This window comes from Nonomuraea bangladeshensis (assembly GCF_039529455.1).
In the GTDB taxonomy this organism is placed as follows: domain Bacteria; phylum Actinomycetota; class Actinomycetes; order Streptosporangiales; family Streptosporangiaceae; genus Nonomuraea; species Nonomuraea bangladeshensis.
Genome location: NZ_BAAAMV010000012.1, coordinates 38,874 through 65,872, shown reverse-complemented (window position 1 = coordinate 65,872; position 26,999 = coordinate 38,874). Strand labels below are relative to the sequence as shown.

The 26,999-nt window shown below is 72.2% G+C and carries 25 protein-coding genes; 15 read left to right on the top strand and 10 right to left on the bottom strand.

Going from position 1 to position 26,999, the window contains the following annotated elements; genetic code table 11:
- A complete protein-coding gene (locus tag ABD292_RS37565; protein WP_344216036.1) occupies window positions 1–1,044 on the top strand; it encodes a LacI family DNA-binding transcriptional regulator in 1,044 nt (347 codons plus the stop codon).
- Here the strand turns inward: ABD292_RS37565 and ABD292_RS37560 are convergent.
- The 3 genes from ABD292_RS37560 to ABD292_RS37550 all read right to left on the bottom strand — a co-directional run bounded on the left by ABD292_RS37560 (window position 998) and on the right by ABD292_RS37550 (window position 3,949).
- Complete coding sequence (locus ABD292_RS37560; protein WP_344216034.1) at window positions 998–2,386, bottom strand: hypothetical protein; 1,389 nt, start codon at window positions 2,384–2,386, stop codon at window positions 998–1,000. The genes ABD292_RS37565 and ABD292_RS37560 overlap by 47 nt on opposite strands.
- Window positions 2,387–2,525: 139 nt before the next feature.
- A complete protein-coding gene (locus ABD292_RS37555) occupies window positions 2,526–3,395 on the bottom strand; it encodes a hypothetical protein (RefSeq protein WP_344216032.1) in 870 nt (289 codons plus the stop codon).
- Window positions 3,395–3,949 carry an RNA polymerase sigma factor gene (locus ABD292_RS37550; RefSeq protein ID WP_344216030.1) on the bottom strand — a complete coding sequence of 185 codons (555 nt, stop codon included), beginning with the start codon at window positions 3,947–3,949 and terminating at the stop codon, window positions 3,395–3,397. Before ABD292_RS37550 ends, ABD292_RS37555 begins: the two co-directional genes overlap by 1 nt.
- Before the next feature lie 102 nt (window positions 3,950–4,051).
- Between ABD292_RS37550 and ABD292_RS37545 the strand changes: the two genes are divergently transcribed.
- Window positions 4,052–4,504, top strand: a complete 453-nt coding sequence (locus ABD292_RS37545) for a hypothetical protein (protein WP_344216028.1) — start codon at window positions 4,052–4,054, stop codon at window positions 4,502–4,504.
- On the top strand, window positions 4,501–4,905 hold the full coding sequence (locus tag ABD292_RS37540) for a hypothetical protein (RefSeq protein WP_344216026.1): 405 nt from the start codon (window positions 4,501–4,503) through the stop codon (window positions 4,903–4,905). The genes ABD292_RS37545 and ABD292_RS37540 overlap by 4 nt, the downstream gene beginning before the upstream one ends.
- On the opposite strand, the gene ABD292_RS37535 is transcribed toward ABD292_RS37540, so the two are convergent.
- Window positions 4,871–5,263: a hypothetical protein gene (locus ABD292_RS37535; protein ID WP_344216024.1), complete on the bottom strand. Its 393-nt coding sequence runs from the start codon at window positions 5,261–5,263 to the stop codon at window positions 4,871–4,873. The genes ABD292_RS37540 and ABD292_RS37535 overlap by 35 nt on opposite strands.
- A 70-nt stretch (window positions 5,264–5,333) precedes the next feature.
- Here ABD292_RS37535 and ABD292_RS37530 point away from each other — a divergent pair, with 70 nt between their 5' ends.
- The gene (locus ABD292_RS37530; protein ID WP_344216022.1) at window positions 5,334–6,221 is read left to right on the top strand and encodes a helix-turn-helix transcriptional regulator; all 888 of its coding nucleotides are present in this window, start codon (window positions 5,334–5,336) and stop codon (window positions 6,219–6,221) included.
- Window positions 6,222–6,290: 69 nt separating this feature from the next.
- On the opposite strand, the gene ABD292_RS37525 is transcribed toward ABD292_RS37530, so the two are convergent.
- Together ABD292_RS37525 and rsgA are read right to left on the bottom strand one after the other, a co-directional pair.
- Entirely contained in the window at window positions 6,291–6,803 is a 513-nt protein-coding gene (locus tag ABD292_RS37525; RefSeq protein WP_344216020.1) for a GNAT family N-acetyltransferase, read from the bottom strand.
- A gap of 47 nt (window positions 6,804–6,850) precedes the next feature.
- On the bottom strand, window positions 6,851–7,927 hold the full coding sequence (gene rsgA / locus ABD292_RS37520; protein WP_344216018.1) for a ribosome small subunit-dependent GTPase A: 1,077 nt from the start codon (window positions 7,925–7,927) through the stop codon (window positions 6,851–6,853).
- Window positions 7,928–8,259: 332 nt separating this feature from the next.
- Between rsgA and ABD292_RS37515 the strand changes: the two genes are divergently transcribed.
- The gene (locus ABD292_RS37515; protein ID WP_344216016.1) at window positions 8,260–9,528 is read left to right on the top strand and encodes an ABC transporter substrate-binding protein; all 1,269 of its coding nucleotides are present in this window, start codon (window positions 8,260–8,262) and stop codon (window positions 9,526–9,528) included.
- A gap of 40 nt (window positions 9,529–9,568) precedes the next feature.
- Here the strand turns inward: ABD292_RS37515 and ABD292_RS37510 are convergent, their stop codons facing one another.
- Both ABD292_RS37510 and ABD292_RS37505 read right to left on the bottom strand, forming a co-directional pair.
- Window positions 9,569–10,117: an EF-hand domain-containing protein gene (locus ABD292_RS37510; RefSeq protein WP_344216014.1), complete on the bottom strand. Its 549-nt coding sequence runs from the start codon at window positions 10,115–10,117 to the stop codon at window positions 9,569–9,571.
- 220 nt (window positions 10,118–10,337) lie between these two features.
- Window positions 10,338–12,665: a molybdopterin-dependent oxidoreductase gene (locus tag ABD292_RS37505; RefSeq protein ID WP_344216012.1), complete on the bottom strand. Its 2,328-nt coding sequence runs from the start codon at window positions 12,663–12,665 to the stop codon at window positions 10,338–10,340.
- A 130-nt stretch (window positions 12,666–12,795) separates the two neighbouring features.
- Here ABD292_RS37505 and ABD292_RS37500 point away from each other — a divergent pair, with 130 nt between their 5' ends.
- The 7 genes from ABD292_RS37500 (at window position 12,796) to ABD292_RS37470 (ending at window position 19,880) form a co-directional block, all read left to right on the top strand.
- Window positions 12,796–13,182 (top strand): hypothetical protein, encoded by a 387-nt coding sequence (locus ABD292_RS37500; RefSeq protein ID WP_344216010.1) that lies wholly within the window; start codon window positions 12,796–12,798, stop codon window positions 13,180–13,182.
- Complete coding sequence (locus ABD292_RS37495) at window positions 13,179–14,075, top strand: hypothetical protein (protein ID WP_344216008.1); 897 nt, start codon at window positions 13,179–13,181, stop codon at window positions 14,073–14,075. Before ABD292_RS37500 ends, ABD292_RS37495 begins: the two co-directional genes overlap by 4 nt.
- Window positions 14,076–14,129: 54 nt before the next feature.
- Complete coding sequence (locus ABD292_RS37490) at window positions 14,130–17,468, top strand: CHAT domain-containing protein (protein WP_344216006.1); 3,339 nt, start codon at window positions 14,130–14,132, stop codon at window positions 17,466–17,468.
- A gap of 77 nt (window positions 17,469–17,545) precedes the next feature.
- Window positions 17,546–17,959 carry a VOC family protein gene (locus ABD292_RS37485; RefSeq protein WP_344216004.1) on the top strand — a complete coding sequence of 138 codons (414 nt, stop codon included), beginning with the start codon at window positions 17,546–17,548 and terminating at the stop codon, window positions 17,957–17,959.
- 47 nt (window positions 17,960–18,006) lie between these two features.
- Window positions 18,007–18,342: an ArsR/SmtB family transcription factor gene (locus tag ABD292_RS37480; RefSeq protein WP_344216002.1), complete on the top strand. Its 336-nt coding sequence runs from the start codon at window positions 18,007–18,009 to the stop codon at window positions 18,340–18,342.
- Window positions 18,339–18,797 (top strand): SRPBCC family protein, encoded by a 459-nt coding sequence (locus tag ABD292_RS37475; protein ID WP_344216000.1) that lies wholly within the window; start codon window positions 18,339–18,341, stop codon window positions 18,795–18,797. The genes ABD292_RS37480 and ABD292_RS37475 overlap by 4 nt, the downstream gene beginning before the upstream one ends.
- A 120-nt stretch (window positions 18,798–18,917) precedes the next feature.
- Window positions 18,918–19,880: a hypothetical protein gene (locus ABD292_RS37470; protein WP_344215998.1), complete on the top strand. Its 963-nt coding sequence runs from the start codon at window positions 18,918–18,920 to the stop codon at window positions 19,878–19,880.
- 84 nt (window positions 19,881–19,964) lie between these two features.
- Here the strand turns inward: ABD292_RS37470 and ABD292_RS37465 are convergent, their stop codons facing one another.
- A complete protein-coding gene (locus ABD292_RS37465) occupies window positions 19,965–22,433 on the bottom strand; it encodes a ligand-binding sensor domain-containing protein (RefSeq protein ID WP_344215996.1) in 2,469 nt (822 codons plus the stop codon).
- A gap of 236 nt (window positions 22,434–22,669) precedes the next feature.
- Between ABD292_RS37465 and ABD292_RS37460 the strand changes: the two genes are divergently transcribed.
- The 3 genes from ABD292_RS37460 (at window position 22,670) to ABD292_RS37450 (ending at window position 25,751) form a co-directional block, all read left to right on the top strand.
- Window positions 22,670–23,554: a Gfo/Idh/MocA family protein gene (locus ABD292_RS37460; protein ID WP_344215994.1), complete on the top strand. Its 885-nt coding sequence runs from the start codon at window positions 22,670–22,672 to the stop codon at window positions 23,552–23,554.
- A gap of 88 nt (window positions 23,555–23,642) precedes the next feature.
- On the top strand, window positions 23,643–24,650 hold the full coding sequence (locus ABD292_RS37455; protein WP_344215991.1) for an NAD-dependent epimerase/dehydratase family protein: 1,008 nt from the start codon (window positions 23,643–23,645) through the stop codon (window positions 24,648–24,650).
- Window positions 24,651–24,695: 45 nt separating this feature from the next.
- Window positions 24,696–25,751 carry a dihydrodipicolinate synthase family protein gene (locus ABD292_RS37450; protein ID WP_344215989.1) on the top strand — a complete coding sequence of 352 codons (1,056 nt, stop codon included), beginning with the start codon at window positions 24,696–24,698 and terminating at the stop codon, window positions 25,749–25,751.
- A 4-nt stretch (window positions 25,752–25,755) separates the two neighbouring features.
- On the opposite strand, the gene ABD292_RS37445 is transcribed toward ABD292_RS37450, so the two are convergent.
- On the bottom strand, window positions 25,756–26,961 hold the full coding sequence (locus ABD292_RS37445) for a hypothetical protein (protein WP_344215987.1): 1,206 nt from the start codon (window positions 26,959–26,961) through the stop codon (window positions 25,756–25,758).
- Window positions 26,962–26,999 lie beyond the last annotated feature (38 nt).

Here is a 26,999-nt window from a genome sequence, read left to right as displayed (position 1 = left end):
ATGCGCATCGGACTGAAGGAGGTCGCCGCGGAGGCCGGGGTGTCCCGCAGCACCGCCTCGCGCGCCCTCAGCGGATCCCCGCTGATCTCCGCGGAGACCCGCGCGGCCGTCGAGCAGGCCGCGGCCCGGCTCAACTACCAGCCCAACCGGCTGGCCGGCGCCCTGCGCTCGCGGCAGTCCCACCTGGTGGGCCTGGTGCTCAACAACCTCATCAACGCCTCCTTCCACACGATCGCCGAGGTGGTCCAGCGCCGCGCCGCCGACGAGGGCTACCAGGTCATGCTCGGCATCACCGACGCCGATCCCGCGCGGGAGAAGGAGTTCCTGCGCACCCTCGCCTCACACGGCGTGGACGGCCTCATCGTGATCGGCACCGGCAAGAACGGCGCCACCACCAACGCCCTGCTCGCCGAGGGCACCGGCGTGGTCAACGTGATACGCCGCCCGGCCGACAGCGCCGCGCCGTCCGTGCTGGCCGCCGACCGCGAGGGCGCCCACGCGGCCACCTCCCACCTGCTCGACCTCGGCCACGAACGCATCGGCTTCATCGGCGGCGAGCTCACCGCCGACTCGGGCCGCGAGCGTTTCGCCGGCTACGAGCAGGCCCTGCGCGAACGCGGTCTCGCCGTGGACGAGTCCCTGGTCGAACGCGGCCCCTTCGCCCCCGGCTTCGGCACCGAGGCCGTCACCCGGCTGCTGCGGCGCACCCCCCGGATGACCGCGCTGTTCGCGGCCAACCACGAGGCGGTGTTCGGCATCCTGCCCACGCTGGCCAGCACCGGCGTCTCCGTGCCCGGCGACCTGTCGCTGGTCTGCTACGAGGACATCTCCTGGCTGCGCTACTGGTCGCCCGCCATCACCGTGGTCGACAACGGCGCCGCCGAGCTGGGCGAGCTGGCCATGAACCTCTTACTGCACCAGATGAAGCACGCCGACGGCGCGCGCGACGGCGTCCAGGAGGCCCGCAACGGGCGGGCGTACCGGGTGGGCGCGCAGCTCATCGTCCGCGACTCCACCGCGCCCCCGGCCCGTTCCGGGGGCTGAACGCCAGGGCGGCCGCCAGGCAGGCGACCGGGACCACGGGCAGGACGTAGCGGTGGTCGAAGTCCAGGACGGCGACCGGGCCGATCAGCAGGCCCGCCGCGACCGTCCACGGCAGCAGCGCCACGCCGGGCCGCCGCACCGCGGCCACCCCGCCGAGCAGCAGGATCGCGCCCAGCAGCGGGCCCCGCAGGTAGGCGGCGTACTGGTAGGCGACGAGGAGGTCCGCGTACGGCGACACCGACTCCGCGCCGCGCAGGTCCGGGTCGTACTCCCGCTGGACCTTGCCCGCCAGCGGCTGGTCCGGCAGCGGCCACCGGCCTTGGGTGAAGCCGAAGGCGGGCGTCGTACGGGCGGGATGAGCGATCGGGGTCCAGGAGAAGGCGATGGCGGTGTCCCGCGCGACCTCGCCCAGGTAGTCGAGCGGCTGGGCGGCGATCGCGCGCAGCGCGAACGAACGGGCCAGGTCGTTGTAGCCGAAACGGTCGCCGGGCAGCAGGTTGAGCGAGGACCCCGGGGCCCACACGTACTCGGAGGCGGCGTCCACCTTCGTGCCGTTGGGGCACAGCCGGGCCTCGGCGGGCGGCGGCTGGACGCGGGCGCAGTCGGCGAAGGTCATCGTACGCGCCCACAGCGCCACGCCGTCCGCGCCGCTGAGCGCGAACCGGCCGTGGTGCTGGGCGTACCAGGCGGCGTACGCGGCCAGGGGCAGCGTCCCGGCCAGGGCCAGCGCGGCCAGGCGGCGCCACCCCCCACGCTGTACGGCCAGCACCAGCACCACGAGCAGGAGCAGCGGGAGCGCGATCGTGCGCGTGAGCGCGGCCAGCGCGAACAGCAGCCCCGCCCCGGTCGCCGCCCGCACGGACAGGTGCGGCGACCACATCAGCACGGCCAGCCCCGCCACGACGAGGAAGATGAACAGGGTGTCGGACAGGACGGCGTGCTCCAGCCGCAGGAACGAGGCGTCGAACAGCGGCGGCACGGTCGCCGCCGCCGCCGCCCAGCCGGGCGCCGACCTGCGCCGCAGCACGGCGTACACCAGCACGGCGATGACCAGGCCGAGCGCGTGCTGCACGGCCGCGACCAGCTCGACGCTGTGGAACGGCAGCAGCGCCCGCAGCAGCAGCGGGTAGCCGATCGGGTGAAAGGCCGCCGACGGGGCGAGGTGCGCGGCGGTGTCGAGGTAGGTGTAGGAGTCGTACCAGTAGAGGGTGGCCGGGCGGTAGCCGAGCATCGTGACCACGCGCAGCGCGGCCGCCAGGGCCAGCAGCACGGCGAAGGCGCGGTGACCGGCGAGGAGGCCGCGCCGCGAGGGCAGCACGGCAGGAGGAGCGTCGACGAGCACGAGAGATCCGATCGGCGGGGAACGCGGGGAGGTCCGCGCACGCGGCAGCGGCACGCGTGGCGGTGAAAGGAGCCGGCGCGGCGTTTCCGGCCGCCGCGCCGGTAGGAGGAGCCCCGTCCGCGAGGCTTGCGGGGGTCGCTCAGCAGCGGGGCTTCGGCGCGTGCTGGTCCACGGCGCGCGGCTCGGGGGCGACCAGCAGGAGCGCCTCGCCGTCGGCGCTCATGACGCCGTCGTGCACGTACCAGTCGGCGGGGGCCGAGGGCTGCGCCCGCTGCCAGTTGGCGACGTACGTCGGGGTCACGCCGCGCTCGCGCAGCAGCGCCCCGACCTCGGCCACGGACTTGTTGACGTAGGGCACGCAGTGCAGGGGCTCGCCGGGCCTGGCGACGCCGGGCGGCATGCGGTACTTCTCGCCGGGCCTGGCCGGCCTGCCGAGCGTGATCTGGGCCTTCTTGTCGAAGTCGGCCGGCACCTTGACGCCGATCGGGCAGCCGTGGGGTCGTGCGCAGGACCCGGGGGCGTCGATGGTGGTGATCGGGCCCTCGGCGGAGACCGCCTGGCCGGCCCGCAGCCGGTCCAGGTCGTGCAGCACGAAGATCTGCCCGACCTGGCTCGCGGAGGTCGCCACCACTTCGAGCGTGATGTCCAGGCCCCGGGCCTTCAGCTCACGCTGGTACACCTCGGGCTCGGCCATCAGGTCCTTGACCGTGATCACGTAGGCGCCGTCCACGAGCCGGATGTCGAGCGCCGCGGAGGCGGGCGCCTGGGCGACGCCGAAGGACAGCAGGGTCGCCAGCGCGGCCAGCGCCGGCACGGTCAGCCACGCCCGGCGGCGGCGGGGCGCACGGCCCTGGGCGGGGGCCGTGCTCGCGGTGGCGCCGGGCGCGGCGACCGAGTGCGCGGTGACCGGGCTCGCCGTGATCTCCTCCAGCAGCTCCCTGGCGATCGGCGTCATGCCGGGGCCGGCGTCGGGGGCGAGGCTCGCCACCAGGCGGTCGAGGCCGTGCATCAGATCGCTCCCTTCGCCAGCTCCAGGGCACGCAGCCCGATGGCGGCGACGTCGATGCCCGCCGCGCGCAACTCCCTCGCCAGGCGTTTACGGGCCCGGTGCAGCCGCAGCCGGGCGGCGCCGCGCGAGCACCCCAGCACCATGGCGACCTCGTCCGAGCCCAGCCCCTCCCAGCCGACCAGCGAGAGGATCTCGCGATCGTCGGGGCTCAGCCGCGCGAACGCCTCCCGCACGCCGGGGAGCACGCTGCCCGACCGGCCCGGCTCCGCCCATGCGGCCAGCTCCCTGCCGAGCCGTTCCACCAGCTCACCGCGGCGCGACTCGGCTCGGCGGCCGTTGGCCAGCACCCGGCGGGCCACGCCGAACAGCCACAGCCGCGCGTCCCGCCCCTCGGGGACGTCGTCGAGGCGGCGCCAGGCCGTGGTGAACGTCTCGGCGAGCGCGTCGGCGGCGTCCTCCGGCGAGCCGGTACGCCGCGCGACATAGGCGAGGATGTCGGCATAGTTGGCAACGTAGATCACCTCGAAACGCCGCTTGCGGTCAGGGGGAGTCACGCTGCCTTCTCTCGTCCGGGGTCCCGACACCCTGTACCTGTCCGGACCGTCCGGATCGTTTCACCCCGATTTCTGTCGGCATCGGATGCGAGACTCCGCGCCATGGATTCCCTACTTCCGGGCAGGCGAGAAGAGGCGAGGATCGTTCGCGGGGAGCTCCGTGACCAGCGGTTCCCGCTGCCCGCCGGGGTGACCGATGTGACCTTCGACGGGGCGCGGCTGGTGAACGTGGACTTCACGGGGACGCGATTCCGGTTCTTCATCGCCTTCGGCAGCGCGTTCGACGGCTGCGACTTCTCGGGCACCGCCTTCGAGCAGTTGGTGATGGGCGGCACCTACGCCGCTGCTCATGGAAAGGAGCGGGACGGCGCGACGTGGCCGCAGACCGTCTTCCGTGACTGTGCGTTCCGCCGCACCCGGTTCCCGGATCTCACCGCGTTCGGCAACGTCCGGTTCGAGAGATGCACCTTCGACCGGTCCCGGCTGCGGCTGCAGACGAACACGGGGAGGCCGAATTCGTCGACTGCGCCTTCATCGGCCGCGTACGCGAGATGAACTTCTGGGGCCGCCCGCACGACCACGACCGGGCCGCGCTCGGCAGAGACCGCAACGCCTTCACCGGCAACGACTTCACCGCCGCCGAACTCGACGGCGTCTCCTTCCGCCACATCGACCTGCGGGCCCAGCGTTTCCCCGGCCTCCTCGGGTACGCGCTCCTCGACCGGATCGCCGAGCGGGTGAGTGCGGTGCTGCCGCTGGTGGACGGCTGGCCGGACGACGAGCACCGCCAGGAGGCCCGTTCCGCGCTGGAGTTCCTCGCGGACTCGGCGTACGCGTGGAACGACGATCAGGCTCTGGTGAGCCCGGCGCGCATGGGCCGCAAGCTGCCGCCCGCCCTCCGGGAGGAGCTGTTCGCCGCGTTCAGACACACATCCAGCGATACATTTCGTGGCTGAGCCGCACCGCCTCGCGGGCCAGATCCCGCAGGGCGGTGACGCGTTCGATCTCGTGGTCGTCGAGCAGCTCGTCCTCGGCGTACTCACGCAGCCGCGCGTCCTCCACGGCGGCGAGCGCGGCGACCGTCTCCGGCGTCACCCGGTCCACGCCCGCCCCCTCCTCGTCGTCGGCCACGACCGCGCTGTCGCCGAACTCGCTGACATCGTGCCCGCTCAGCTCGGCCACCAGGTCGCCGAGCTCGGCGATCCAGCCCTTGCAGTCGACGAACGGCAGCTGCACCTGGCCCGGCCCGCCGGCCATGGCCAGCTCGGCCGATTCGTCGGAGTCCGCCACGAAATAGTCCACCAAGACGCCCATGGCCGGACACCTTATCGGGGGGACAACCTCGACCCCCTTCACGCTCCGGCCGCTGCCTACGATGGGAGAGGTGGACAACCGAGACGAGATCCGCGACTTCCTCGCCACCCGCCGCGCCAAGATCACCCCGCAGCAGGCCGGGCTGGCGCCCGGGACCCGCCGCCGGGTGCCCGGCCTGCGGCGTGAGGAAGTCGCGGTCCTGGCCGGGGTCAGCACCGACTGGTACACCCGGCTGGAGAAGGGCCACATCAGCGGCGTGTCGGAAGAGGTGCTGAACGCCGTCGCGCGGGCGCTCCAGCTCGACGCCGCCGAGCGCGCCCACCTGTTCGACCTGGCTCGCGCCGCGAGCGCCCGGCCCCGGTCCCGGTCCCGCCGGCCCGTGCAGAAGGTCCGTACGGGACTGCAACGCATGCTGGACGCCATGAGCGACGCGCCGGCCATCATCCGCAACGGCCGCATGGACATCGTGGCCGCCAACCTGCTCGGCCGCGCCATGTACTGGCCAGTCTTCCAGAGCCGGCGGACCGGCCCGCCCAACATCGCGCGCTTCCAGTTCCTCGACCCCGCCGGCCGGGACTTCTTCCCGCAGTGGGACACCGCCGCCGACACCATCGTCGCCCTCCTGCGCACCGAGGCCGGCCGCGACCCCTACAACAAGGACCTCACCGACCTGGTCGGCGAGCTGTGCACGCGCAGCGACGACTTCCGCGGCCGATGGGCCCAGCACGACGTCCGCCTGCACCACACCGGCACCAAGACCTTCCACCACCCGGCGGTCGGCGAGCTGATCCTGGACTACGAGTCCATGGACCTGCACGCCGACCCCGGTCTCAACCTGACCGTCTACACGGCCGCCCCCGGCACTCCCGCGCACGACGCGTTGCGCCTGCTCGCCAGCTGGGCCGCCACCCAGGAGAACGCCGTACGCTCCCCGCGGGACGATCGATCGCCCCGCTGATCAGCCGGCACGCGTGCCCGCGCCCCGGCCACGCCGGGTGCCGCCCGCCGGGGTAATTGGAGCGGCGGGTCAGACGCCGAACGCCGCCGCGTACCTGATGACGCCGCTCGGGACCGGCCGCGCCGGATCGAGGGCGAGCGCCATCATGTATTTGTCCTCGACCTCGAAGGGCGGGCGGATGCCGTACCCGGAGGCCGGGGTGAAGCCGAAACGCGGGTAGTACTCGGCGTGGCCGAGCACCACCACCAGGTTCTCGCCCTGCTCGGCGGCGGCGCGCAGGGCGGCGCGGATGGCGGCCGAACCCGCGCCCCGCCGCTGGTGTTCGGGCCTGACGGCGCACGGGCCCAGGGCGAGGGCGGGCGTGTCGCCGACGTGGCAGCGGGTGAGCAGCGCGTACCCGGCGAGGTCGCCGCCGGGGGTCTCGGCCAGCCAGGACAGGCCGGGCAGCCACGCCTGGGGGTCGGCCCGCAGCGCCTCGACGAGGTCGGCCTCGTGCGGGCTGGGGAAGGCGGCGAGGTTGACGGCGCGGATGGCGGCGACGTCGCCGGCGCTCTCGGGACGGGTGGTGAAGGAAGAGGTCATGGTCGGGTTCGTCTCCTCGTTCTTCTGCGCATGCAGGGCATGGCTGGTCATTGCTGCTGGTCCCGGAACCTGTAGGTGGCGCGCAGGTGACTGGTGATGGCCTTCTTCTGGCTGACGCGCTCGTCGCGCAGCCGGGCATCGGTACGTGAGGCGGCCCAGGCGGCCTCCCGTTGCAGCTTCCGGTAGCTGTGCAGACGGCGTTCGGGCAGTTCGCCCGCCACGATGGCGGCCTGGACCGCGCATCCCGGCTCGCTGTCGTGGCCGCAGTCGCCGAAGCGGCACTGCTCGGCGAGGTCCTCGATCTCGGCGAAGACCTGCTCCAGGCCGTCGGCGGCGTCGTGCAGGCTGATCCCGCGCAGACCGGGCGTGTCGATGAGGACTCCGCCGCCGGGCAGGGGGAGCAGCTCGCGGCGGACGGTGGTGTGGCGGCCCTTGCCGTCCTGCTCGCGTACCGTGCCGGTGGCCAGCAGCTCCTCGCCGAGCAGCGTGTTGCCGAGGCTGGACTTGCCCGCGCCCGAGGGGCCGAGCAGCACGGTGGTGCCGCGCAGCAGCGCGGCCAGCGCGTCGATGTTGTGACCGGTCGCGACGCTGGTGACGAGGACGTCGGCGCCGGGCGCCAGCGCCTCGGCCTCGCCGCGGACGGCCTCGGCGTCGTCGGCCAGGTCCGCCTTGGTCAGGGCGACCACCGGCTGCGCCCCGCTCTCCCAGGCCAAGGCGAGCAGCCGCTCCAGTTTGGCCGCGTCCAGGGGCGTGGCCAGGGACAGGGCGATGACGACCGTGTCGACGTTGGCGGCGAGGACCTGTCCGTGGGAGGACCTGGAGGCCGACGAGCGTACGATCGCGCTGCTCCGCGGCAGCAGCGCCACCAGGTGCGGCTCGGCGCCGGGGCGCAGCGCGGCCCAGTCGCCGGTGCAGGGGGTCAGGAGCGGGTCGGGCGGGTGCGGCGCGGCGAACGTGGCCCGCGTCGGGCCCGACGCGGTGATCGCCGTGCACAGGCCGCGGTCGACCCGGGAGATCCGGGCCGGGACGAGACCCGCTTCGTAGTGGTCGGTGAAGGTTCGCTCGAGTGCGCCGGTCCACCCGTACCGGGACAGGCCGGATGGATCCGTGTAGGTATGTGGCAACGTGAGACCCTTGCGGAGAAGGGGCCCCGACGAGACGCGGACATCACCCCGCCCGGCTCAGGGCAGGGGGAGAAAGTGGGTCAGACCGGGGCCCGGGACGTGAGGTCGGTCCGGGCGCTGCGCGGGGCAGCGGTCTTCACCGCGGTCATCGAACCTCACCTCCCTTCCACACTGATCCAACACCGAACGGACGGTAGCGTAGCACCCCCGTCAGGATCGGTCGTACCGCGCTCCGCATCGTTGTAAGCTCCGACCTTCATCACGATGTCGATCTTCGTGCTGTGCGACCACCGGACCGGAAGAGGTCCTCCGTCCCCCCAGGAGGCGAACCCGTGGGCTCTGGCAAGAAAGCGCTGATGGCGACGGCGCTGGCCACCGTCGTGCTGTCGACCACCGTGGCGTGCGGCGGCGACGGCGGCAGAACCGAACTGCGGTTCTTCTACTGGGGCAGCGAGGCGCGGCACAAGATGACGGAAGAGGCGATCAGGAAGTTCGAGGAGAAGCACCCGGACATCGACGTCGTGGGCGAGTTCTCCGGTTTCGGGGACTACTACGAGACGTTGGCCACCAAGGTCGCCGCCGACCAGGCGCCGGACGTCATCACGCTGGAGATCCGCGGCCTGCGCGAGTACGTCGAGCGCGGCACGCTGGCCGACCTGTCCGACAGCGTCGACACCGCCGACATCGACGCGAAGGTGCTGGCCACCGGCACCATCGGCGGCAAGCGGTACGCCATCCCCACCGGCGTCAACGCCTGGTCCCTCGTCGTGGACCCGGAGGCGTTCCGCAAGGCGGGGCAGAAACTGCCGGACGACACGAAATGGACGTGGGACGAGTACGCGACCCTGGCGGCGGCGATCACCGCCGGCACCGGCGGCCGGATCTACGGCGCGCAGCAGGCGTTCAACCCCGCCTTCCTGCAGATCTTCGCCGCCCAGCGCGGCGAGCGCTTCTACGACGGCAGCCGGATCGGCGTCTCGCCCAGGACGTTGAAGGCGTGGTGGGCCCTGCAACGCAGGCTGGTCGCCACCAAGGGCTCTCCCGGCGTCGCCAAGACCGTGGAGCTGGCCGCCCAGAACGTGGACCGTTCGCTGTTCGCCACCGGCAACGGCGCGATGGGCATGTGGTGGAGCAACGAGCTCGGCGCGATCAGCAAGGCGGCGGGCGGCAAGCAGGTCGGCCTGCTGCGCATGCCGAAGGCGGGCGACGCCGCGTCGGGCGGCATGTTCCTGCAGCCCGCGATGTTCTACACGGCCTCGGCGAAGTCCCCGCACCGGGCGGCGGCGGCCGCGTTCATCGACTTCATGGTCAACGATCCGGACGCGGGCGGGATCGTCCTCAGCGACCGCGGGTTGCCGGCCAACGCCAAGGTGCTGGCGGCGGTCACCGACAAACTGCCCGAGGTGGACAAGAGGACCGTGGCGTTCCTGAAGGAGATCGCGGGCGAGCTCACGGACCCGCCCGCCGCGCCGCCGAAGCTCGCCAGCGCCATGGAGGACATCCTCCGGCGGTACACGCACGAGGTGCTGTTCGGCCGGATGACGCCGGACGCGGCCGCCCAGAAGTTCGTCACCGAGGCCAACGCCTCGATCGCCGGCTGAGGGACAAGAAGCCTGCGCCGGCGCGAACAGCGCCGGGCCGTCAGTCCGCGACTCTGCCGAACAGGTGGTTGGCGGGGGCCTCCGGGTCGTCGCCGTAGAAATACTCCGCGAGCGCCTGGTGGAACTCGGCGCGATCCAGCGTGCCTGAACCGTTCAGGTCCAGGGCTGCGAAAACCTCGGCACAGTGCTCGAAGGAGATGTTGCCGGCCAGGCCGAAGATCTGCTGGAACTCCTCTTGGCCGATCCTGTCGTTGCCATCGAGATCGATGAGGTCGAAATAGCAGTCGGCCACCAGCTGGATCTGCTGCGGGTACAGGCCTGGGTCGGTCAGGGCCCGCCGGAACCCTTCGGTCATCTCTCGCAGGTCGATCTTCCCGTCGCCGTCCTGGTCCATCGGGGCGATCACCTGAGTCCAGAACGCCTCCAGCTCCTGGGTGAGGCGATGGGCGGTCGGGGACTGCGCGGCGGCACGAGCGGCGATGTAGCGCTCGGCCATCAGCAGGACGTCCTGCCGGGTGATGACCCCGTCGCCGTCGACGTCGGCGCCTTCGAACCACTGGCGGTACTTGCGATCTCGAAGAGTGGTCATGTCCGCGTGAGCTGCGCATGATTCAGACATGGTGTGGCTCCTTCCGCCAGGCCGAATAGCCGAAAGTAATGTATGAGACACACACGGTGATATGGCGTGGTGGTGAGGCATGAGTACCGGCGGCAGAAGGACGACTCGGCAAAGAGCGTCAGTCCGCTACGTTCGCCTGGGCGAGGAGACCTCCGCCCGTGTCACCGCCGGACACGATCCGGCGGCACGCCTACGCCCCCGCTGACGACCTCCTCCGGTCTCCATGCTCGAAGCTCGGGGGTGAGAAGGCGAGCACCTCGGGAAGGGGGCTGTCGTAGCGCTCGACGTCGACCAGTGCACTGAGAGCACTCGGTCCTTGGGACAGGCGCGAGCACGGCCGATCCGCGGTGAGAACGTTCGGATTACCGTGGCGGTCCAACGTTCCGTTAAGGCCTGGCTGGACCGGATCCCACCACGCCCCCGTGGACAGTTGCACGACGCCCGGCATGACGTCGTCCGACAGGACCGCGCCCGCCAGACAGCTGCCTCGATCGTTGTAGACGCGCACGATCATGCCGCTCTCGATGCCGCGCGAGGCGGCGTCCAGCGGGTTCATGGTCACGGGCTCACGACCATCGATCTTCGAGCTGAGACTGCGGCCACCGTTGTCGTACTGACTGTGCAAGCGTGAGGCCGGCTGATTCGAGATCAGGTGCAGCGGGAATCGGTCCGACAGTTCTGCGCGAAGCCACTCCGCCGGTTCGAACCACTTCGGATGCCCGGCGCAGTCGTCGTAGCCGAACGAGTCGATCTCCTCGGAGAAGATCTCGATCCGGCCCGACGGCGTCAGCAGGGGGAAACGCTGCGGATCTGAGCGGAGATCCTCGAAACTGCCGGGGAACGGTCCGGTCACCGCCGGCAGCTCAGCGGTGGAGCTGCGCCAGAAGTCGTCGAAGCTCGGCAGGGCGGCATCGCCGCCGAGCTTGGCCCTGGTCTGCTCGTAAAGGTGTCGGACCCACTCGATCTCGGAGCGCGACTCCGTGAACTCCCGCTCGTACCCGAGCCTGGCGGCCAGGGCGGCGAAGATGTGGTGATCGGTGCGCGACTCGCCCGCCGGCTCGCGGACCTTCGGCATCGCGACGAGGTGGGGGTCGGAGAATCCGGCGGCGAAGTCGTCGCGCTCCAGGCCGGTGGCGACGGGCAGCACGATGTCCGCGAACTTGGCCGTGGTGTTCCACCAGGCCTCGTGCACCACCACCGTGTCAGGGGTCTGCCAGGCGCGCGCCAACCGATGAAGATCTTGGTGGTGGTGGAACGGGTTCCCTCCGCACCAGTAGATCAGGCGGAGCTCGGGCAACGTGAGGCGCCGGCCGTCGTAGTCGATGGTCTTGCCCGGATGCAGCAGGGCGTCGGCGATCCTGGCCACGGGGATGAAATCCGGAACAGGGTTGGAAACGTCGGGTATCGTCCCCACGAAGGCGCGATCCGGGGCAACGCCTGTTGCGTCCATCGTCGCGTACCCTGCGCCCCAGCCGCAGCCGGGCCGGCCCATCGAGCCGGCCATGGCGGCCAGTACGACAGACATCCAGATCGGCTGTTCACCATGGTCTGCCCGTTGCACCGCGTAGTTGACCATGATGAGAGAACGCCGGGTGGTGAGGCGGCCGGCGAGGTCGATGATCGCGTCGCGGCCGATGCCCGTGATCTCCGCTGCCCAGGCAGCGTCCTTGGGAATGCCATCGAGCTCGCCGACCAGATAGGAGGCGAAGCGATCGAACCCGACGCAGCATCGGCGAAGGAAGTCCTCGTCGTGCCACCCGTTGACCAGCATCGTGTGTGCGATGCCGAGCATCGCGGCGGTGTCGGTGTTGGGGATGACGGGCAACCATTCAGCGTCGAGGAAGCGGGCGGTATCGCTGCGGATGGGGCTGATGTTCACGAACCGCACCCCAGCCTCACGACACCGGCGTTGCAGGTCCTGCGTCTGGTGCCTGGCCAGGCCACCGGGATTGATCTGGCTGTTCTTGAGCGCGAGCCCTCCGAACGCCACCACGAGCTCACAGTTCTCGGCTATCTCACCCCACATCGGCATCCGGGACTGGTAGCTCCACGGATGGCCGCCGATCACATGAGGGAGGATGACCTCCAAGGCCGCGGTGCTGTAGGTGTTGCGAGAGTCGGTGTATCCCCCTCCCAGCGCCAGGAACCGGTGGAGCTGACCCTGCGCGTGGTGAAACCTGCCCGCGCTCGCCCAGCCGTAGGACCCGCCGAACACCGCGCTGTCTCCGTACTGTGATCGAACTCGACGGAGTTCGTCGCTCACCAGCGTGATCGCGTCGTCCCAGCTCACCTCCACGAAGGCGTCGGTGCCTCTGGCCGTGTCGTGGGCGCGCGGCTCGCCGTTCAGCCAGCCCTTGCGCACCGCGGGGCGTAACACGCGAGCGCTGTCGTCGGCCGCTGTCACCATCCCGGGGCCGATCGGTGATGGCACGGGGTCGTCGTGCCTCGGTTCGATGCGCACCAGCCGGCCGGAATCGACCACGGCGATGTAACTCCCCCAGTGCGTCGCGACCGACATGCGTCGTTCCACCATGGCTCAACTCCGGCTCTGAAGTTTCCGCCTGACAGGGACAGCGGTTGCTGACGTCATACCCTGGACACTGCAAATCGACCGCTGCCATAGACTCCCTGGAGCTGAGGAGGGCCGCGTGGCCGTCGGCGTCGAGGTCAAGATCGCGAGCTTCTGCCGGGAGCTCGGCGACGACACCCTGGAAGGGCTCGCCCGGGAGGAGAACGCGCTCGCGGCCTACCTCCGGGCCCGCTCCGCGATCCGGGCGGGCCGGGTCGACCAGGAGCTGGAGGCGGATCTCGACGCGCTGGACCGGGCCGTCCTGTCCGCCACCGGCCAGGGGCTCTTCCCCTCCGGCAACCGCGCCTTCCAGCCGCTGCCGGGAGCCCAGGGGACGGGCGGCGCCCGCTTCTGGGAGTGCCCCCGCGGGCTGTGCGCCGGACGCGGCCGGGTCAGGCCGGGACAACCGGCCCCGTCGTGCGGCGCGTCGGGGGAGCCGCTGAAGCCCGGGCCCCTGCCGCGGTGAACGGTTTCCTCGGCGAGCTCGGCAAGAAGCTGGCCGAGCGGTGGGCGGCGCTCCTGGCCCTGCCGGGCCTGCTGTTCCTGGCGACCGCGGCCGCGGCCCACACCCTGGGCTGGGCGGACGCCCTGGACCTCGCCCGGCTCCGCGCGCGCGTCGAAGAGTGGGCCGCGGAGCCCGTCCTGCGCTCGGTCGGCGGCGGGGTGCTCACCGTCGCCGCCGTCCTCGCCGGGTCGGTGGCGGCCGGGCTGGTCGCGGCGGGCCTCGGCCGGCTTCTGTCCCGCCTGTGGAACCTGCCCGGCCACCGGCCGCCGGCGAGCTGGCTGGCGGACGCTCGCCGCCGCAGGTCGCGACGGGCCAAGAGCGAGGCCGACGACCCCGCGGCGACGGCGCGGCAGGTCGGCGCCGCGATCGCCAGGGCCGACCGCGTCAGCCTGGTGCAGGCCGAGCGGCCGACCTGGATCGGTGACCGGCTGCACGCGTGCCGGGTGCGCGTCGAGACGAGCTACGGGCTGGACCTCGACGCGGCCTGGCCCCGGCTGTGGCTGCTGCTGCCCGACACGGCCCGTACGGAGATCCTCGCCGCGCGCCAGGCGTACGACGCCTCGGCCCGGCTGATGGGGTGGGCGCTGCTCTATCTTCTGCTGACCGCCTGGTGGTGGCCCGCCGCCCTGATCGCCGCGGCGACGGGGGTCACCGCCTGGAGCAAGGCGCGGGCGAGCGTCGCCGGCTTCGCCGACCTCGTCGAGTCGGCCGTCGACCTGTACGGCAGGGAGCTCGCGACCCGTCTCGGCCACGCCGTTCGCGACGACGGCCCGCTGACCGTCACGGAGGGCGAGGCGGTCACCACGACGACGCGCAAGTCACGGTGGGATCCCGACTCGCCGCTCGCGGACTGATCCGGGCCGGCGGAAGGCAGGGCGGATCGCCCGGGCACGGCGTACGTTCGGGTGGTGCGCCAGGACCTCCTGTCCCTTGTCGCCGCCCGGGTGCTGGAGATGAGCGCCACCGGCGACCTGTCCGCGGTCGCCGACCCCGAAGCGCTGCGGCAGGCCCAGGCCCTGGCCGACTCCCTGGCGGCCGACGACCTGCCCGAGGTCCGGGTCGTCCTGGGCTGGTGGCACTGGCTCCGCCACCGGGGCACCGGGGATCCCGGCGAGTTCCGCCGCGCGGTCGAGCTGCTCGTGCCCTGCTTCCTCCTCGAGATCGACGCGCTGCCCGAGCCGATGCTGCCGGCCATCGCCGTAGCGGCGGCCGTCCCCGCCGTGGACCTCCTGCGCGATGCCTTTGACGGGGCCGACCCCCAGCGACTGTCCGCGGTCATCCGGCTGTGGCGGCGCATCACGGCCGCGGTGCCCGCCGACGGCCAGGAGCAGATCCTCTACCAGCCGCTGCTCTCCTCGGCGCTGCTCGAACGGTTCCTGCGAGCAGGCGACGACGCCGACCTCGAAGCCGCGCTCCAGGCCTCGGAACGAGCCCTGCGGGCGGGCGCCGCACACGACCGGAGCGACCCGCGGCACCTCTTCGACCACGCCCAGCTCCTCCTGATCCGGAACCGCCGATCGGGCCGCCGCGAGGACCTGAATGCGGCGGTCGCCGCGCTCGGGCTCGCCTTCTCCGCCGGGTCGCCCGGCGACGACTGGTGGGATCCCTGCGTGACGCAGCTCGGCGGCCTGCTGGCCTCCCGGTACGAGCACTTCGGCGACGCCCGCGCCCTCGACCAGCTGATCGAGGTGTACGCCAGGGCGTCGGCGGCCGACCCGGACGACCGCCGGCGGGGCTTGCTCGCGATGGCCCTCCACCACAGGTTCAAACGCTCGGGGCAGCCGGAGGACCTGGCGGCCGCCGTACGGCTCGGCGATCCGGGGCCGGAGTTCGCGCCGTCCGACCACGCCGACGCCGAACGGCTGGCCCAGTGGGCCGACATCCTCCAGACCCGCTTCGAGGAACACGGCGACCCCGCCGACCTCAACGCCTGCCTCGACGCCCACCGGCGGGCCCTGCGGGTTCCCGGCTCGCACCCCGCGCACCGGCACTCGGGCTACGCCAACGCGCTGCGCGCCCGCTACCAGCAGACGGGGGACCTCGCCGATCTCGACGAGTCCGTCTCCGTGCACCGGCACGCTCTGGACCTCGCCCAGAACTCGTCGTCCGGGAACGACCTGCCCATGTTCAAGTCCAACCTCGGGCTCGTGCTGGTCACCAGGTTCGAGCGGACCGCGCGGGAGGACGACCTGGACGAGGCCGTCGAGCTGCACCGGCAGGCCGCGTCCACGAGCGGCCGGGAGGACGTGCGCCGGGGCCTGCTCCACGCCAACCTCGGTGGCGCGCTGATGAGACGCGTCGAACTGCGCACCACGGCCGACGACGACCCCGGCGCCGCCGATGACGACCTCGGCCAGGCGATCGAGGCGTTGCGCACCGCCGTGGCCGCCGCGCCTCCCGGCCACCGGGACCGGGGACGCCACCTGGTCAACCTGGGCAGCGCGCTGTTGCTGCGGCAGCGACGCGCTCCGGAGCACGCCCTGCTCGTCGAGGCGGAGGACCTGCTGCGCGAGGCCGTCACCTGCCAGCCGGACGGCCATCCCGACCAGGCGTCCGTCCACCTCGCGCTCGGGCAGGTCCTGCGGGCGCGCTTCGACCGGGAGGGCGGTGAGCCCCTGCGTGCCGAGGCGGTGTCGGCCTTCGTACGCGCGGCCGAGAACACCTCGGCCCCCCTCGTCCTGCGGATCCGGGCCTACGAGGCGGCCTCGTCCCTGGTCGCGGAGTCGGCGCCGGGCCGGGCCGCGGATCTGCTGGAGGCCGCCGTACGGCTGCTCCCGCACCTGGCTGCCCGCCAGCTCGGCCGGGACGGGCAGCAGGACCTGCTCAAGGAGTTCAGGACGCTGACGGCGCAGGCCGTCGCCCTGGCGCTGACCCGGCCCGAGTCCGGCCCGGCGCAGGCCCTGCGGCTGCTGGAGACCGGCCGGGCCGTGCTGCTGAGCCAGGCGCTGGACGTCCGCGCCGACCTGGGCGCGCTGCACGAGCGCGATCCCGGGCTCGCCGGCCGCTACCTCGAACTCAACGACCGCCTCTCCCGGCCCCGGTCGCCGTCGGCCGCCGATCCGCACCGCGTCGCGCAGGAGCTGGCGGAGACGGTGGCGGCCATCCGGGCACTCGACGGCTTCGCGACCTTCCTGGAGCCGCCGACGGTGGGGGAGCTGCTGGCGGAGACGGCCCAGGGCCCGATCGTGGCGTTCACCGTCAGCCGCACCCGGGGCGACGCGCTGCTGCTGACCTCCGACGGCGTCCGGGCGCTGCCGCTGCCGGGCCTGGACGTCACGGCGACGCTCGACAAGGTCACGGAGTTCTACGGCGCGCTCCACCTCACGCAGACGGGGACGACCCTGGCGGAGCGGGCCGCGGCTCAGGCCGCCATGAACGAGGTCCTCGCATGGTTGTGGCGGGTCGCGGCCCGTCCGGTCCTCGACGCCCTGGGGCTCGGCCCCGTCGCCGCCGGCGGCGCATGGCCCAGGATCTGGTGGGCGTCCGGCGGCGTCCTGTCGCTGCTTCCCCTGCACGCCGCCGGCGTACCCGGCTCCGAGACCGACGCGGTGCTCCACCGGGTCGTCTCCTCCTCCATCCCAACCGTCCGCGCCCTGCGCCACGCCCGCCGCCCGCTCCCGCCCGGCGAGGGGCGCGACGGCGCCCTGGTCGTGGCGATGCCCACCACCCCCGGCGGGCCGGACCTGGAGCACGCCGCCGCCGAGGTGGCCGCCGTGGCCGGGCACCTGCCCCATGCCGTCGTCCTGACGCCGGGCGGGCCTCGCGAGCCCACCCGTGAGACCGTGCTCTCCCACCTGGCCACCAGCTCGATCGCCCACTTCGCCTGTCACGGGGCGATCCACCCGACGGACCTCTCCCGCAGCATGCTCGTCCTGCAGGACCACGCCACCGCCCCGCTCACCGTGGCCGCGCTGAACGCGGTACGCCTCGATCACGCCGAACTGGCCTATTTGTCCGCGTGTGTGACCGCGACCGGTCCCTCCGCCCATCTGGCCGACGAGGCGATCCACCTGGCGAGCGGGTTCCAGCTGGCCGGGTTCCGGCACGTCGTCGGCACCCTGTGGGAGATCCAGGACGAGTTCGCCGTCGACCTCGCCGACGCCTTCTACCGGGGGCTGGCCACGGGGGCGGGGTCGATCGACCCGGCGCGGTCCGCGTTCGCGCTGCACCACGCCGTACGGGAGCGTCGAGCGCGGCATCCCCGGGCCCCGTCGCTGTGGGCGGCCCACATCCACGTGGGAGCGTGAATCGAAAGCGCTCATTGGGTGAGCACTTTGCCTGGAAGCATCGTTCTCACAAGCCACCGGACGGAAGGCAGAGGGACATGCTCCGCGGACTCACCACCATCAGCTTCTACGCCCACGACCTCGTGGCCGCCCGTGACTGGTACGCCGAACTCCTTGGTGTGCAGGCCTACTTCCAGCGGCCCGAGCAGGGCGACCCGGCCTACGTGGAGTTCCGCGTCGGCGACTACCAGCACGAGCTCGGCATCGTCGACGCGCGCTTCGCCCCGGACGGCTGGAGCGCCGAGAGCGCCGGAGCGATCGCCTACTGGGCCGTCGACGACCTGGAGGCGGCCTGGAAGCGGCTGCTGGAGCTGGGGGCCACCCCGTTCGACAAGCCGACCGAGCGCGGCCCCGGGTTCGTCACCGCGTCGGTGCGCGACCCGTTCGGCAACATCCTCGGCGTCATGGCCAACCAGCACTACATGGACGTCCTGGCGGGCCGGAAGGGCTGACCACGAACTTATTGAACCTTTTGGTTCAGCGTCGTATACTGAACCATATGGTTCAGCAAGAGGTCCTTGACCGGACGTTCGCTGCCCTGGCGGATGCGACGCGACGACAGATCCTCGTCCGGCTCGGCCAGGGGCCGGCCACGATCGGTGAGCTGGCCGAGCCGTTCGACATGTCGCTCACCGGCATGAAGAAGCACGTGCAGGTCCTGGAGAACGCCGGGCTGGTCACCACGGAGAAGGTCGGGCGATCACGGCGCTGTCGCCTGGGCGCCGAACGACTGGAGGACGCCATGTCCTGGATCAGGTTCTACCAGCGGCTCTGGGAACGCCGGCTCGACGGCCTCGACGCCTACTTCACCCTCCGGAAGGAAGACGACCGATGACGCAGAACATCGAGACCGCTCAGCTGCGCGTGAGCCGTGTCCTGCCCGCGACCCCGGAAGAGGTCTTCGACGCCTACACCGACGCCGAGAAGCAGAAGATCTGGTTCAGCATCCTCGACGAGACGCCCGGCTTCGTGGAAATCGACGTGGACCTGCGGGTCGGAGGCCGGCAGACCGCGGTGTGGGGGCCGGACCCCGAGACCCTGTTCCGCGAGACGCAGACCTTCCTGGTCATCGACCGTCCGCACCGCCTGGTCACCGAATCCGTCGGCGCCAGTCCGGACGGCATGACCATGACGACCACGGTCGAGGTCACCTTCGAGGAGCACGACGGCGGGACGCTCCTCACCGTGGTGCAGTCCGGGTTCCCGGCGGCCGAGATGCGCGACTTCTTCGTGCGGGAGGTCTGGGCGGGTGCGCTCGACCGCATCGAGACGTACCTGCGCCGTCAGTAATTCGCGGCAAGCCGAATGAGCAGGCAACTGGTACGCTCCGGGCTGCTGTAGATCATCCGGTTGCTGTGCCAGGTCTCGGAGGCCCTTTCGATGCGCCGCTTGCCAGCCCTCTTATCCGCCATGATCGTCGGCCCGGCGGCCCTGCTCGTGGTTCCGTCCGCGGCGGAGGCCGCCGTTCCCGATGTCGTACGCGCGGTACGCGAACAGCTCGCCAGGGGCGCGAGCGTGAAGTTCACGCAGTACGGCTCCGTCGAAATCAACAACCGCAACAAATACACCAACCACACGGCCCGGGTGTTCCGCTACAACCCGATGCAGGAAGGGACGCTGGTTCTCGGCAGAGGCGGGGTCGTCGCGGCGAGCATCACGCGCCGGGTGGATTTCAACCGTCACCTGCTTTCGCTCCCCAAGGAGCGCGCGGCCGAAGGCGACCCGGTCTCCCGGAGCCTGCTCGCGCAGACCCGGCCGCACCGCTGGATCAACGCCAAGGGCCGCTTCTACAGCACCGGACGGCTGTGGACCGCGGACCTGCCGCAGGGAAAGACCTGGGCCCGGCGCGGCGACCGGGGAGCGGGCGCGACGGCCTTCGGCGACCACCTCATCAACATCTTCGAGCTCGGGACGCTGAAAGCGCTGATCGCCGGCGCCGATGAGAAGAAATTCAATCTGCCGAACCCGGCCGGCAAGACCGCGGACCTCAAGCGGACCGGGTTCTACCGCGGCAGCCTCACGTTCGCCGAACTGTACGACCTCTCGCCCACTTTCCGGCAGGTCGCGGGGAGACCGCCGGACGCGAGTTACGCGAACAAGGAAGTGGGCTGGACGCTCTATTTCGACGCGAAAGGGCTGCCCTTCAAATTCGGATCGGGCTTCTCCACGCAGGAGAAGGAGAAGTACTACACCCAGGGAGGCGCGACGACGGACATCGTGAGCTGGGGCCCGTCCAGGAACATCGCGCCGCCCAGGCCGGATCAGGTCGGTGTCGTCCGCGCTCCCGCCGACGGTCTGCCCGAATTCGACGACCTCGCGGAGGTCGCCCAGGTGAAGGCGCCGAGCACGGAACCGGCGTGGGAGTCGAGGTGAGCTGAAGGCCGGACCCGCGAGGCGGCGGCGCGGGGATCGGCGTGCCGGTCCGACAGCCCGCCCCGCGCCGAACGCCGGCGCGGGTCAGCGGGCGAGCCGGTACAGCCGCTCGTTGATCCTGTAGTAGAGGTTGCCGTAGTCGTCGGCGGTCAGTCCTTCCATGCCGTCGGCCGTCAGCAGGACGGTCACCGCCTTCGTCGACCTGTCGATCCTGAAGATCTGGTCGCCGAGGGTGCCGTACACGTGGCCCGGATCCTGGGGCACGGTCAGCAGCACGCCGTCGCGCCAGGCCAGGCTGGGATGGGCGGCGTAGTCGGGGTCGGGGAAGAGCCGTTTCGTGGTGATCGTCCCGGGCCGGGCGGGATCGAGCGTGAACAGCGTGCCGCCCGCCAGGCCCCACAGCTCGCCGTCCACCTCCCTGAGGGCCGTGACGGCCTTCGGCGTCGTCAGCGGGAGGGGGTGCAGGCGTACGGCGCCGGTGGCGGGGTCGTAGGAGAAGAGCGTGGCCGAGGCCCCCGGCGCGTAGACCGGGTCCACGCCCAGCGCGCCGCGCGTGGACGTGCCGCCGAACACCTTGCCGCCCGCGTAGGCCAGCGCGACGACGGCCTGGTCCTGCGCCACGCAGAGGGTCCGCGCGGCCGTGCCCTCCTTCCAGACGGTGAGGGCTCCGCTGCGCTTGCCGTACTTCGGCACCGTGCCCATGTAGACGGCGCCGTCCGGGCCGCCGGCCAGCGCGTACGGCCGGTCCTGCGGCGGCGGCCCCTTGCCCGGCTCGCAGTCGTCGGCCTTGTCGCCCGCCTCGCCGCCGGTGTGCAGCAGCGCGGGCGGCCAGGTGCCGCCGGGTTCGTAGGCGTACAGCTTGGCCGACGGGTAGGCGCCGATGTAGAGCCGGCCGTCGTGCGTCAGCATGCTGTCGGTCTGGCTGAGCCCGTTGCGCGTCGGCGTGTCGGGCCGGTCGTCGTCGCCGTCGCCGCGCAGCGGGTCGTGAACGCCGAAGCCGCCGGTCAGGTAGCCGCCGGTGTAGACGCGGCCGTCGGGTCCCGTGGCGAGGGTGTTGATCGCGGCCGGCAGCACGGGGGTGCCGGAGACGGGTCTGGTGCTCCCTTCGCCGGTCGCCGGGTCGTACCTGAAGATCCTGGTGCCGTCCGTGGCCCCGCCGAGCCCGATCAGGGTGCCGCCGGACCAGGTGTAGCCGGTGACGTCGAGGCCGGGACGGACCGAGGTGGCCTGCACGGACCTGGTGGCCACGTCGTAGGAGTGCAGCAGCCCCTCCTTGACGAACCAGACCTTCCCGTCGCGGGCCGGCGAGTGCTGCAGGTCCACGTCCCTGATGGTGGCGTCGGTCTCGGCTGCGTACGAGCCGTCGGCCGCGCGGACCACGCGCAGGACGAGCAGCGTGCGGTCGATCCAGGCGAACAGCCTGCCCCCGGTCCAGGTCAGCCCGCCCACCATGGAGTCGTGCGCGTAGGCCGCGGGCAGCAGGCTGTCCTTGCGGCCCGTGACGTTGTCGAACCTGATCAGCGCGGCGTTCGTGCCGGTGCCCAGGTAGGTGGCGTTGGCGGCCGGGTCGTGGGCGATGCTGCGCACGTTCTGCGCGCCGGCCACGACGGGCACGCTGCCGATCGTGGTGAAGGCGCCGTTGTCGTACTTGAAGTAGCGGCCGTCGTTGTGCGTGCCGCCGTACACCTTGCCGTCCGCGCCCGCCTCCAGGTCCCAGATGAAGGAGTAGCCGCCCTCCGCCCGTCCGAGGTCGCTGATCGTGGACTGGCCGGGGACGTACCGGTAGAGCTTGGAGTTCGGGTAGGTGCCGAGGTAGACGCTGCCGTCGGTGGCGGTGGTCGCCGCCCAGCCGCCGACGGTGGGCGTGGCCGCGCTGTCGGGGATGGTGAGCTTCCTGGTCGTGGTCCCGGTGGCCAGGTCGATCACGGCGAGCTGCGGGTTGACGTCGGCGGTGCCGGTGAAGAGGGCGTAGGCGCTGCCGCCGGCGAAGGTGGTGGCGTTGGGCACGCTGCTCTCGATCTGCACGCCGAGGTCGCTCACGTTCTTGGTGATCAGCACCTCGTCCCAGTAGGCGGTGCCCACGTCGGCCACGCCCGAGTAGATGAGGGCCGAGACGGTGGCCGTGCCGGCGGGCGCGACGCCCGAGGTCGTCACGCGGTTCCACCGCCGCCCCGTCGCCGAGGCGTTCGCGCCGCCGGACAGGAGCCGGCCGGAGGCGTCCCTGAAGCGCAGATACAGCTGTGCCGTGCCGGTCTCGGCCCAGACCTGGGCGTTCAGGGTGTAGCGCGTGCCTGCGGCGGCGGGCAGGCCGGGCATGCTCTCCCTACCGTAGGCGGCCGCGGGGTCGGCGTCGGTGACCCGGGCGGTGGTCCGCCCGTCCCAGAGCACGGGATCGACGCCGCCCGGGCTGTGCGAGCCGCTCCACCCGGTCAGCCCGTTGTCGAAGCCGTCGTTGACGAGCCGCAGGTCGGCCGCGGAGGCCGGCGTGGGCGGCGCCGCGAGCAGCGCCGCCAGCAGCGCGGCCGGGGCCGTCGCGCGCAGGACGCGCCTCACGCGCCCGTGCCTTGCCTGGGGGCGGCGCGCCGCCGATGGGACCGGGTCGAGGGAACATGCGGGGGGACGTGCACAGCGCCACCTCCAGGGGCTCGTGCAGGCGTGATAACGGTCCTGACCGTAACTTGGCAAGCCGGGTCCGTCAATGACGGAGCTGTCATGAGGGCTAGGCTTGCCGCCGCCGTAACCCCGAGGCCGGTAATCCGCCGCCTTTATCCGATATGGAGGGACAGACCGTGCGCATCGCACTCGCCGGGCTCGCCACCAGTCACCCCTACACCGATGCCCGCACCCTGTCCCGTCACGCCGAGCTCGTGGTGTGGGAGCCCGACCCGGAGCGGCTCGCCCGTTTCAGCGCCGAGCACCCGCGGGCGAAGGTGGCGGGCAGCCTGGAGGAGGCGCTGGCGGGCCGGCTCGACGGGGTGGTGCTGACCGTGCCCAACCCGCAGGTTCCCCGGGCGCTGGCCCAGGTGCTGGAGACCGGGCTGCCCTGCTTCGTGAACAAGCCCGCCGCCGCCGACCGGGCCCAGCTCGACGCGCTCGACCGGCTGCCGATCCATGACCGGGTCCTGTCGAGCTCGGTGCTGCGCTTCGCCCCGGCCTTCGCGGGCACGCGGGTGGATCGCGACGAGGTGCTGGCGGTGCGGGCCACCGTACGGCACGACGTCGGCCTGTGGGCCACCGGCTACAACGCCTGGCAGGACACGCCGGGCGAGGGCGGCGGCACCATGGTCACCATGGGCATCCACGGCGTGGAGCTGCTGGTGGCGCTGCTCGGCCCCGACGTACGGCTCGCCGGAGCGGCGGGGGCGAAGCGGCACTACACGACGCTCCGCTCCGAGGACACCGGCGTGATGGCGCTGCGCTGGGACGACGGCGTCACCGCCACCGTCGAGATCCTCGGCGTGTCGGAGTCGGAGTCCTACAGCGTCACCCTGCACAAGCGCGACGGCACCGAGACGATCGTGATCGAGAGCGGGGACGACCCGGTCCGCAACCTCGGGTACGAGGCGACGATCGAGGCGTTCCTCGCGATGGTGGGCGGGGCGCCCAGCCCGGTGCCGTGGAGCGAGACCAGGGCCATCCTCGATGTGCTGATCCGCGCGCGCGAAGCCTGCTGACCACCCGAGGAGCGCCGCCTCCCCGTTGACAGCCGACACTTCGCCCAGTTACGGTCTGGGCCGTAAATCGAACTTCGGAGGAGACCGCGTGCGGACGACAGCGGAGCTGGAGGAGCGGCTGGCACGGCCGAGCCAGGGGCTCGTCGACGATCTGGGCAAGCTGGACGGCGACATCATGATCCTGGGGGCCGGCGGCAAGCTCGGCCCGAGCCTCGTACGCCTGGCGCTGAACGCCACCGGCGGCGACAGGCGGATCATCGCGGTGTCCCGGTTCTCCGAGCCCGGCCTGGCGGCCGCGCTGCGGGACGAGGGCGCCACGGTGATCGCCGCCGACGTCGCCGACGAGGCCGCGCTGGGCGAGCTGCCGGACGCGCCCAACGTGGTGTTCCTGGTGGGCGCCAAGTTCGGCACGAGCGGCCGCGAGCACGCCGCCTGGTTCACCAACACCTACCTGCCGGGACGCGTCGCCGACCGGTTCGCGGGGAGCAGGATCGCCGCCTTGTCCACGGGGAACGTCTATCCGCTCGTCCCCGTCGCCGAGGGCGGCAGCACCGAGGACTCGCCCGTCGGCCCCGTCGGCGACTACGCGATGAGCTGCCTCGGCAGGGAGCGCGTGCTGACCCACTTCGCCGAGCGCAACAGCACCCCGATGTCGCTGCTGCGCCTCAACTACGCGGTCGAGCTGCGCTACGGCGTGCTGGTCGACCTCGCGCAGAAGGTGCTCGCCGGACAGCCCGTGGACCTGACGACGGGCCAGGTGAACGTGGTCTGGCAGGGCTACGCCAACGAGGTGACGCTGCGCTCGCTGCTGCTCGCCGACGTACCGCCGTACGTGCTCAACGTCACGGGCCCCGAGCTGATCTCGGTGCGGCAGGCGGCGCTGGCCCTCGGCGAGGCCCTGGGCCAGGAGCCGGTGTTCACCGGCGAGCCCGCGCCGACGGCGCTGCTGTCCAACGCCTCGCGCTGCCACCGCCTGTTCGGCTACCCCGAGCTGACCCCCGCCGAGCTGATCGAGCACACCGCGCGCTGGGTCACCGACGGCGGGCCGCTGCTGGGCAAGCCCACCAAGTTCGACCGCCGCGACGGGCGTTTCTGAAAGCGCGTGCTCACTTCACACGGCAACCACAAAGGGGGACCTCACGTGCTCGGCACGGTTTCAGAGGCGCAGACGTCCGTACGCGACCTGTTCAGGCGCGGTCTGGTGATCCCGGCGCACCCGCTGGCCCTGACGGCGGACAGGAGGCTCGACGAGCGCCGCCAGCGCGCGCTGACGCGCTACTACGTCGAGGCCGGCGCCGGCGGGCTGGCGGTGGGCGTGCACACCACGCAGTTCGCCCTGCACGGCGGCGGCCTGTTCGCGCCCGTGCTCGAACTGGCCGCGACCACCGCCAGGGAGGCCGGCCGCGAGGTCGTGCTGGTGGCCGGCGCGACCGGCCCGACCCGCCAGGCGGTGGCGGAGGCGGAGCTGGCCCGCTCACTCGGCTATCACATGGTGCTGCTCAGCCCGCACCGGGAGCTCGACGAGGACGGGCTGATCGCGCGGGCCAGGGCCGTGGGGGAGGTGCTGCCCGTGATCGGCTTCTACCTGCAGCCCGCGGTGGGCGGGCGGCCCCTGTCGCGCGACTTCTGGACGCGGCTGGCGAGCATCGAGTCCGTGGTGGGCGTCAAGGTCGCGCCCTTCGACCGCTACCGCACGCTGGACGTGCTGCACGGCGTCGTACGGGCCGGCCGGGCCGGCGAGGTGGCGCTCTACACGGGCAACGACGACCACATCCTGGCCGACCTCATCACCTCGCACCGGGTGGTCGTGGACGGGCGGCAGGTGGAGGTGGAGTTCGTCGGCGGACTGCTCGGCCAGTGGGCCGTGTGGGTGCGGCGGGCGGTGGAGCTGCTGGAGGAGGCCAAGCTGGCGCGCTCGGGCGACGACGCCGCGGTGCGCCGGCTGCTCGGCCTCGACGGCCACCTCACCGACGCCAACGCGGCCATCTTCGACTCGGCGAACGGCTTCCACGGCTGCATCCCCGGCATCCACGAGGTGCTGCGCCGCCAAGGGCTGCTGGCGGGCCGCTGGTGCCTGGACCCGGAGGAGGACCTGTCGCCCGGGCAGCTCGCCGAGATCGACCGGATCTGGGCCGCCTACCCCTGGCTGCGCGACGACGACTTCGTGGCCCAAGGGCTGGACCGATGGCTGGCCTGAGCGGCTACAGGGTGAGGCGGTAGAGCGTGAGGGGACGGCCGCTGGACCCGCTGGTCAGGTTGCCGGTGCGCTCGGCCAGTCCGGCCAGCTCCAGCCGGTGCAGCATGCGCCGGGCGGTGCGCTGCTGGACGCCGAGCCGCTCGGCGATCTCGCGGGTGGTCAGCGCCTCCCCGCCGGCCGCGTCGCGGGCCTGCAGCAGCTTCTCCAGTGTCGGCACCGACAGCCCCACGCGGCGGGCGATCAGCGCCAGGTTCTGCTCGCCTGAGGGCGCGCTGATCACCGATTCCAGCACGATGTCGGTGTCGGCGCGCAGGGACAGCACGGCGGCCACGTTCCCGATGCGCCTGGCCCTGGCCAGGGCGCGGCGGGCCAGGCTCTCGGCTTCGGCGGCGCTGCGCCCGAGGCCGAAGCCGACCCGCGCCACGCTGCTGTGAGCGGCCAGCCGCGCCAGCATGGGCAGGCCCGTGAAGCCGCCCGTGGCGTCGTGGAGCGGGCCGCGGGTGGTCACCAGCAGGTGCGTGCCCCCGCGGAACCCGGCCAGCGTGCCGGCCAGCGCCCCGGCCTCGCGCAGCAGGCCCTCCTCGCCGTCCACCTCGACCAGGCCGAGCGCGATCTGCGCGTCCTCCTGGGCCTGGCCCTCGGCGGTGAGCAGGAGCTGGCGCAGCGCCGTGCGCACCGAGTGCTCCGACGGCGCCAGCCGCAGCACCTGCATGTCGCCGCGCAACGCCTCGTGCACCGAGCTGAGGCAGGTGATCACGGGATGGTCGGGGGAGCGGCGGTGGAAGGCGATGATCTTCTTGGAGGTGGTCTCCGGCCGGTAGCCGAGCGTGCGCAGGCCACCGGTGGGCAGGCCGGCCTCGACGAACGTGGCGGTGACGTCGGCGGGCGCGATGGTGTCGATGGACAGGCGGGTGATGTCGCGGCCCTCGTGCTGGAGCCGTACGAGGGCGCTCAGCAGCGTCGCGCCGGAGTAGTCGACGAACACGGCGGGGCGGGTGAGCACGTCGGCGCTGCGGGCCAGCATGTACGGGACGATGCCGGTGAACAGCCAGCCCTCGACCGAGCTCGCCTGGGCCTCGACGATGGCCGGCGCCTGCGACTCGTGGTCGTAGTCGAGCCGGAGCGTGCTCACGCCGGGCTGCTCCTCGCAGGTGGCCGCGACGTCGTCGACCAGGTCGTGCGGGCCGACGACTCCGATGACGAAACCCACCCGCGTCTCCTTCCGTTTTACGGTCTAGACCGAAAGGC

Excerpts from the sequence above, each read along its gene's own strand:
- ABD292_RS37525 (WP_344216020.1), bottom strand. The coding sequence starts at position 6,803 with ATGACCTCTTCCTTCACCACCCGTCCCGAGAGCGCCGGCGACGTCGCC.
- ABD292_RS37540 (WP_344216026.1), top strand. The coding sequence starts at position 4,501 with ATGAACTTCTGGGGCCGCCCGCACGACCACGACCGGGCCGCGCTCGGC.
- ABD292_RS37475 (WP_344216000.1), top strand. The coding sequence starts at position 18,339 with ATGACGCAGAACATCGAGACCGCTCAGCTGCGCGTGAGCCGTGTCCTG.
- ABD292_RS37510 (WP_344216014.1), bottom strand. The coding sequence starts at position 10,117 with ATGACCACTCTTCGAGATCGCAAGTACCGCCAGTGGTTCGAAGGCGCC.
- ABD292_RS37470 (WP_344215998.1), top strand. The coding sequence starts at position 18,918 with ATGATCGTCGGCCCGGCGGCCCTGCTCGTGGTTCCGTCCGCGGCGGAG.
- ABD292_RS37565 (WP_344216036.1), top strand. The coding sequence starts at position 1 with ATGCGCATCGGACTGAAGGAGGTCGCCGCGGAGGCCGGGGTGTCCCGC.
- ABD292_RS37555 (WP_344216032.1), bottom strand. The coding sequence starts at position 3,395 with ATGCACGGCCTCGACCGCCTGGTGGCGAGCCTCGCCCCCGACGCCGGC.
- ABD292_RS37485 (WP_344216004.1), top strand. The coding sequence starts at position 17,546 with ATGCTCCGCGGACTCACCACCATCAGCTTCTACGCCCACGACCTCGTG.
- ABD292_RS37545 (WP_344216028.1), top strand. The coding sequence starts at position 4,052 with ATGGATTCCCTACTTCCGGGCAGGCGAGAAGAGGCGAGGATCGTTCGC.
- ABD292_RS37505 (WP_344216012.1), bottom strand. The coding sequence starts at position 12,665 with ATGTCGGTCGCGACGCACTGGGGGAGTTACATCGCCGTGGTCGATTCC.
- ABD292_RS37535 (WP_344216024.1), bottom strand. The coding sequence starts at position 5,263 with ATGGGCGTCTTGGTGGACTATTTCGTGGCGGACTCCGACGAATCGGCC.
- ABD292_RS37480 (WP_344216002.1), top strand. The coding sequence starts at position 18,007 with ATGGTTCAGCAAGAGGTCCTTGACCGGACGTTCGCTGCCCTGGCGGAT.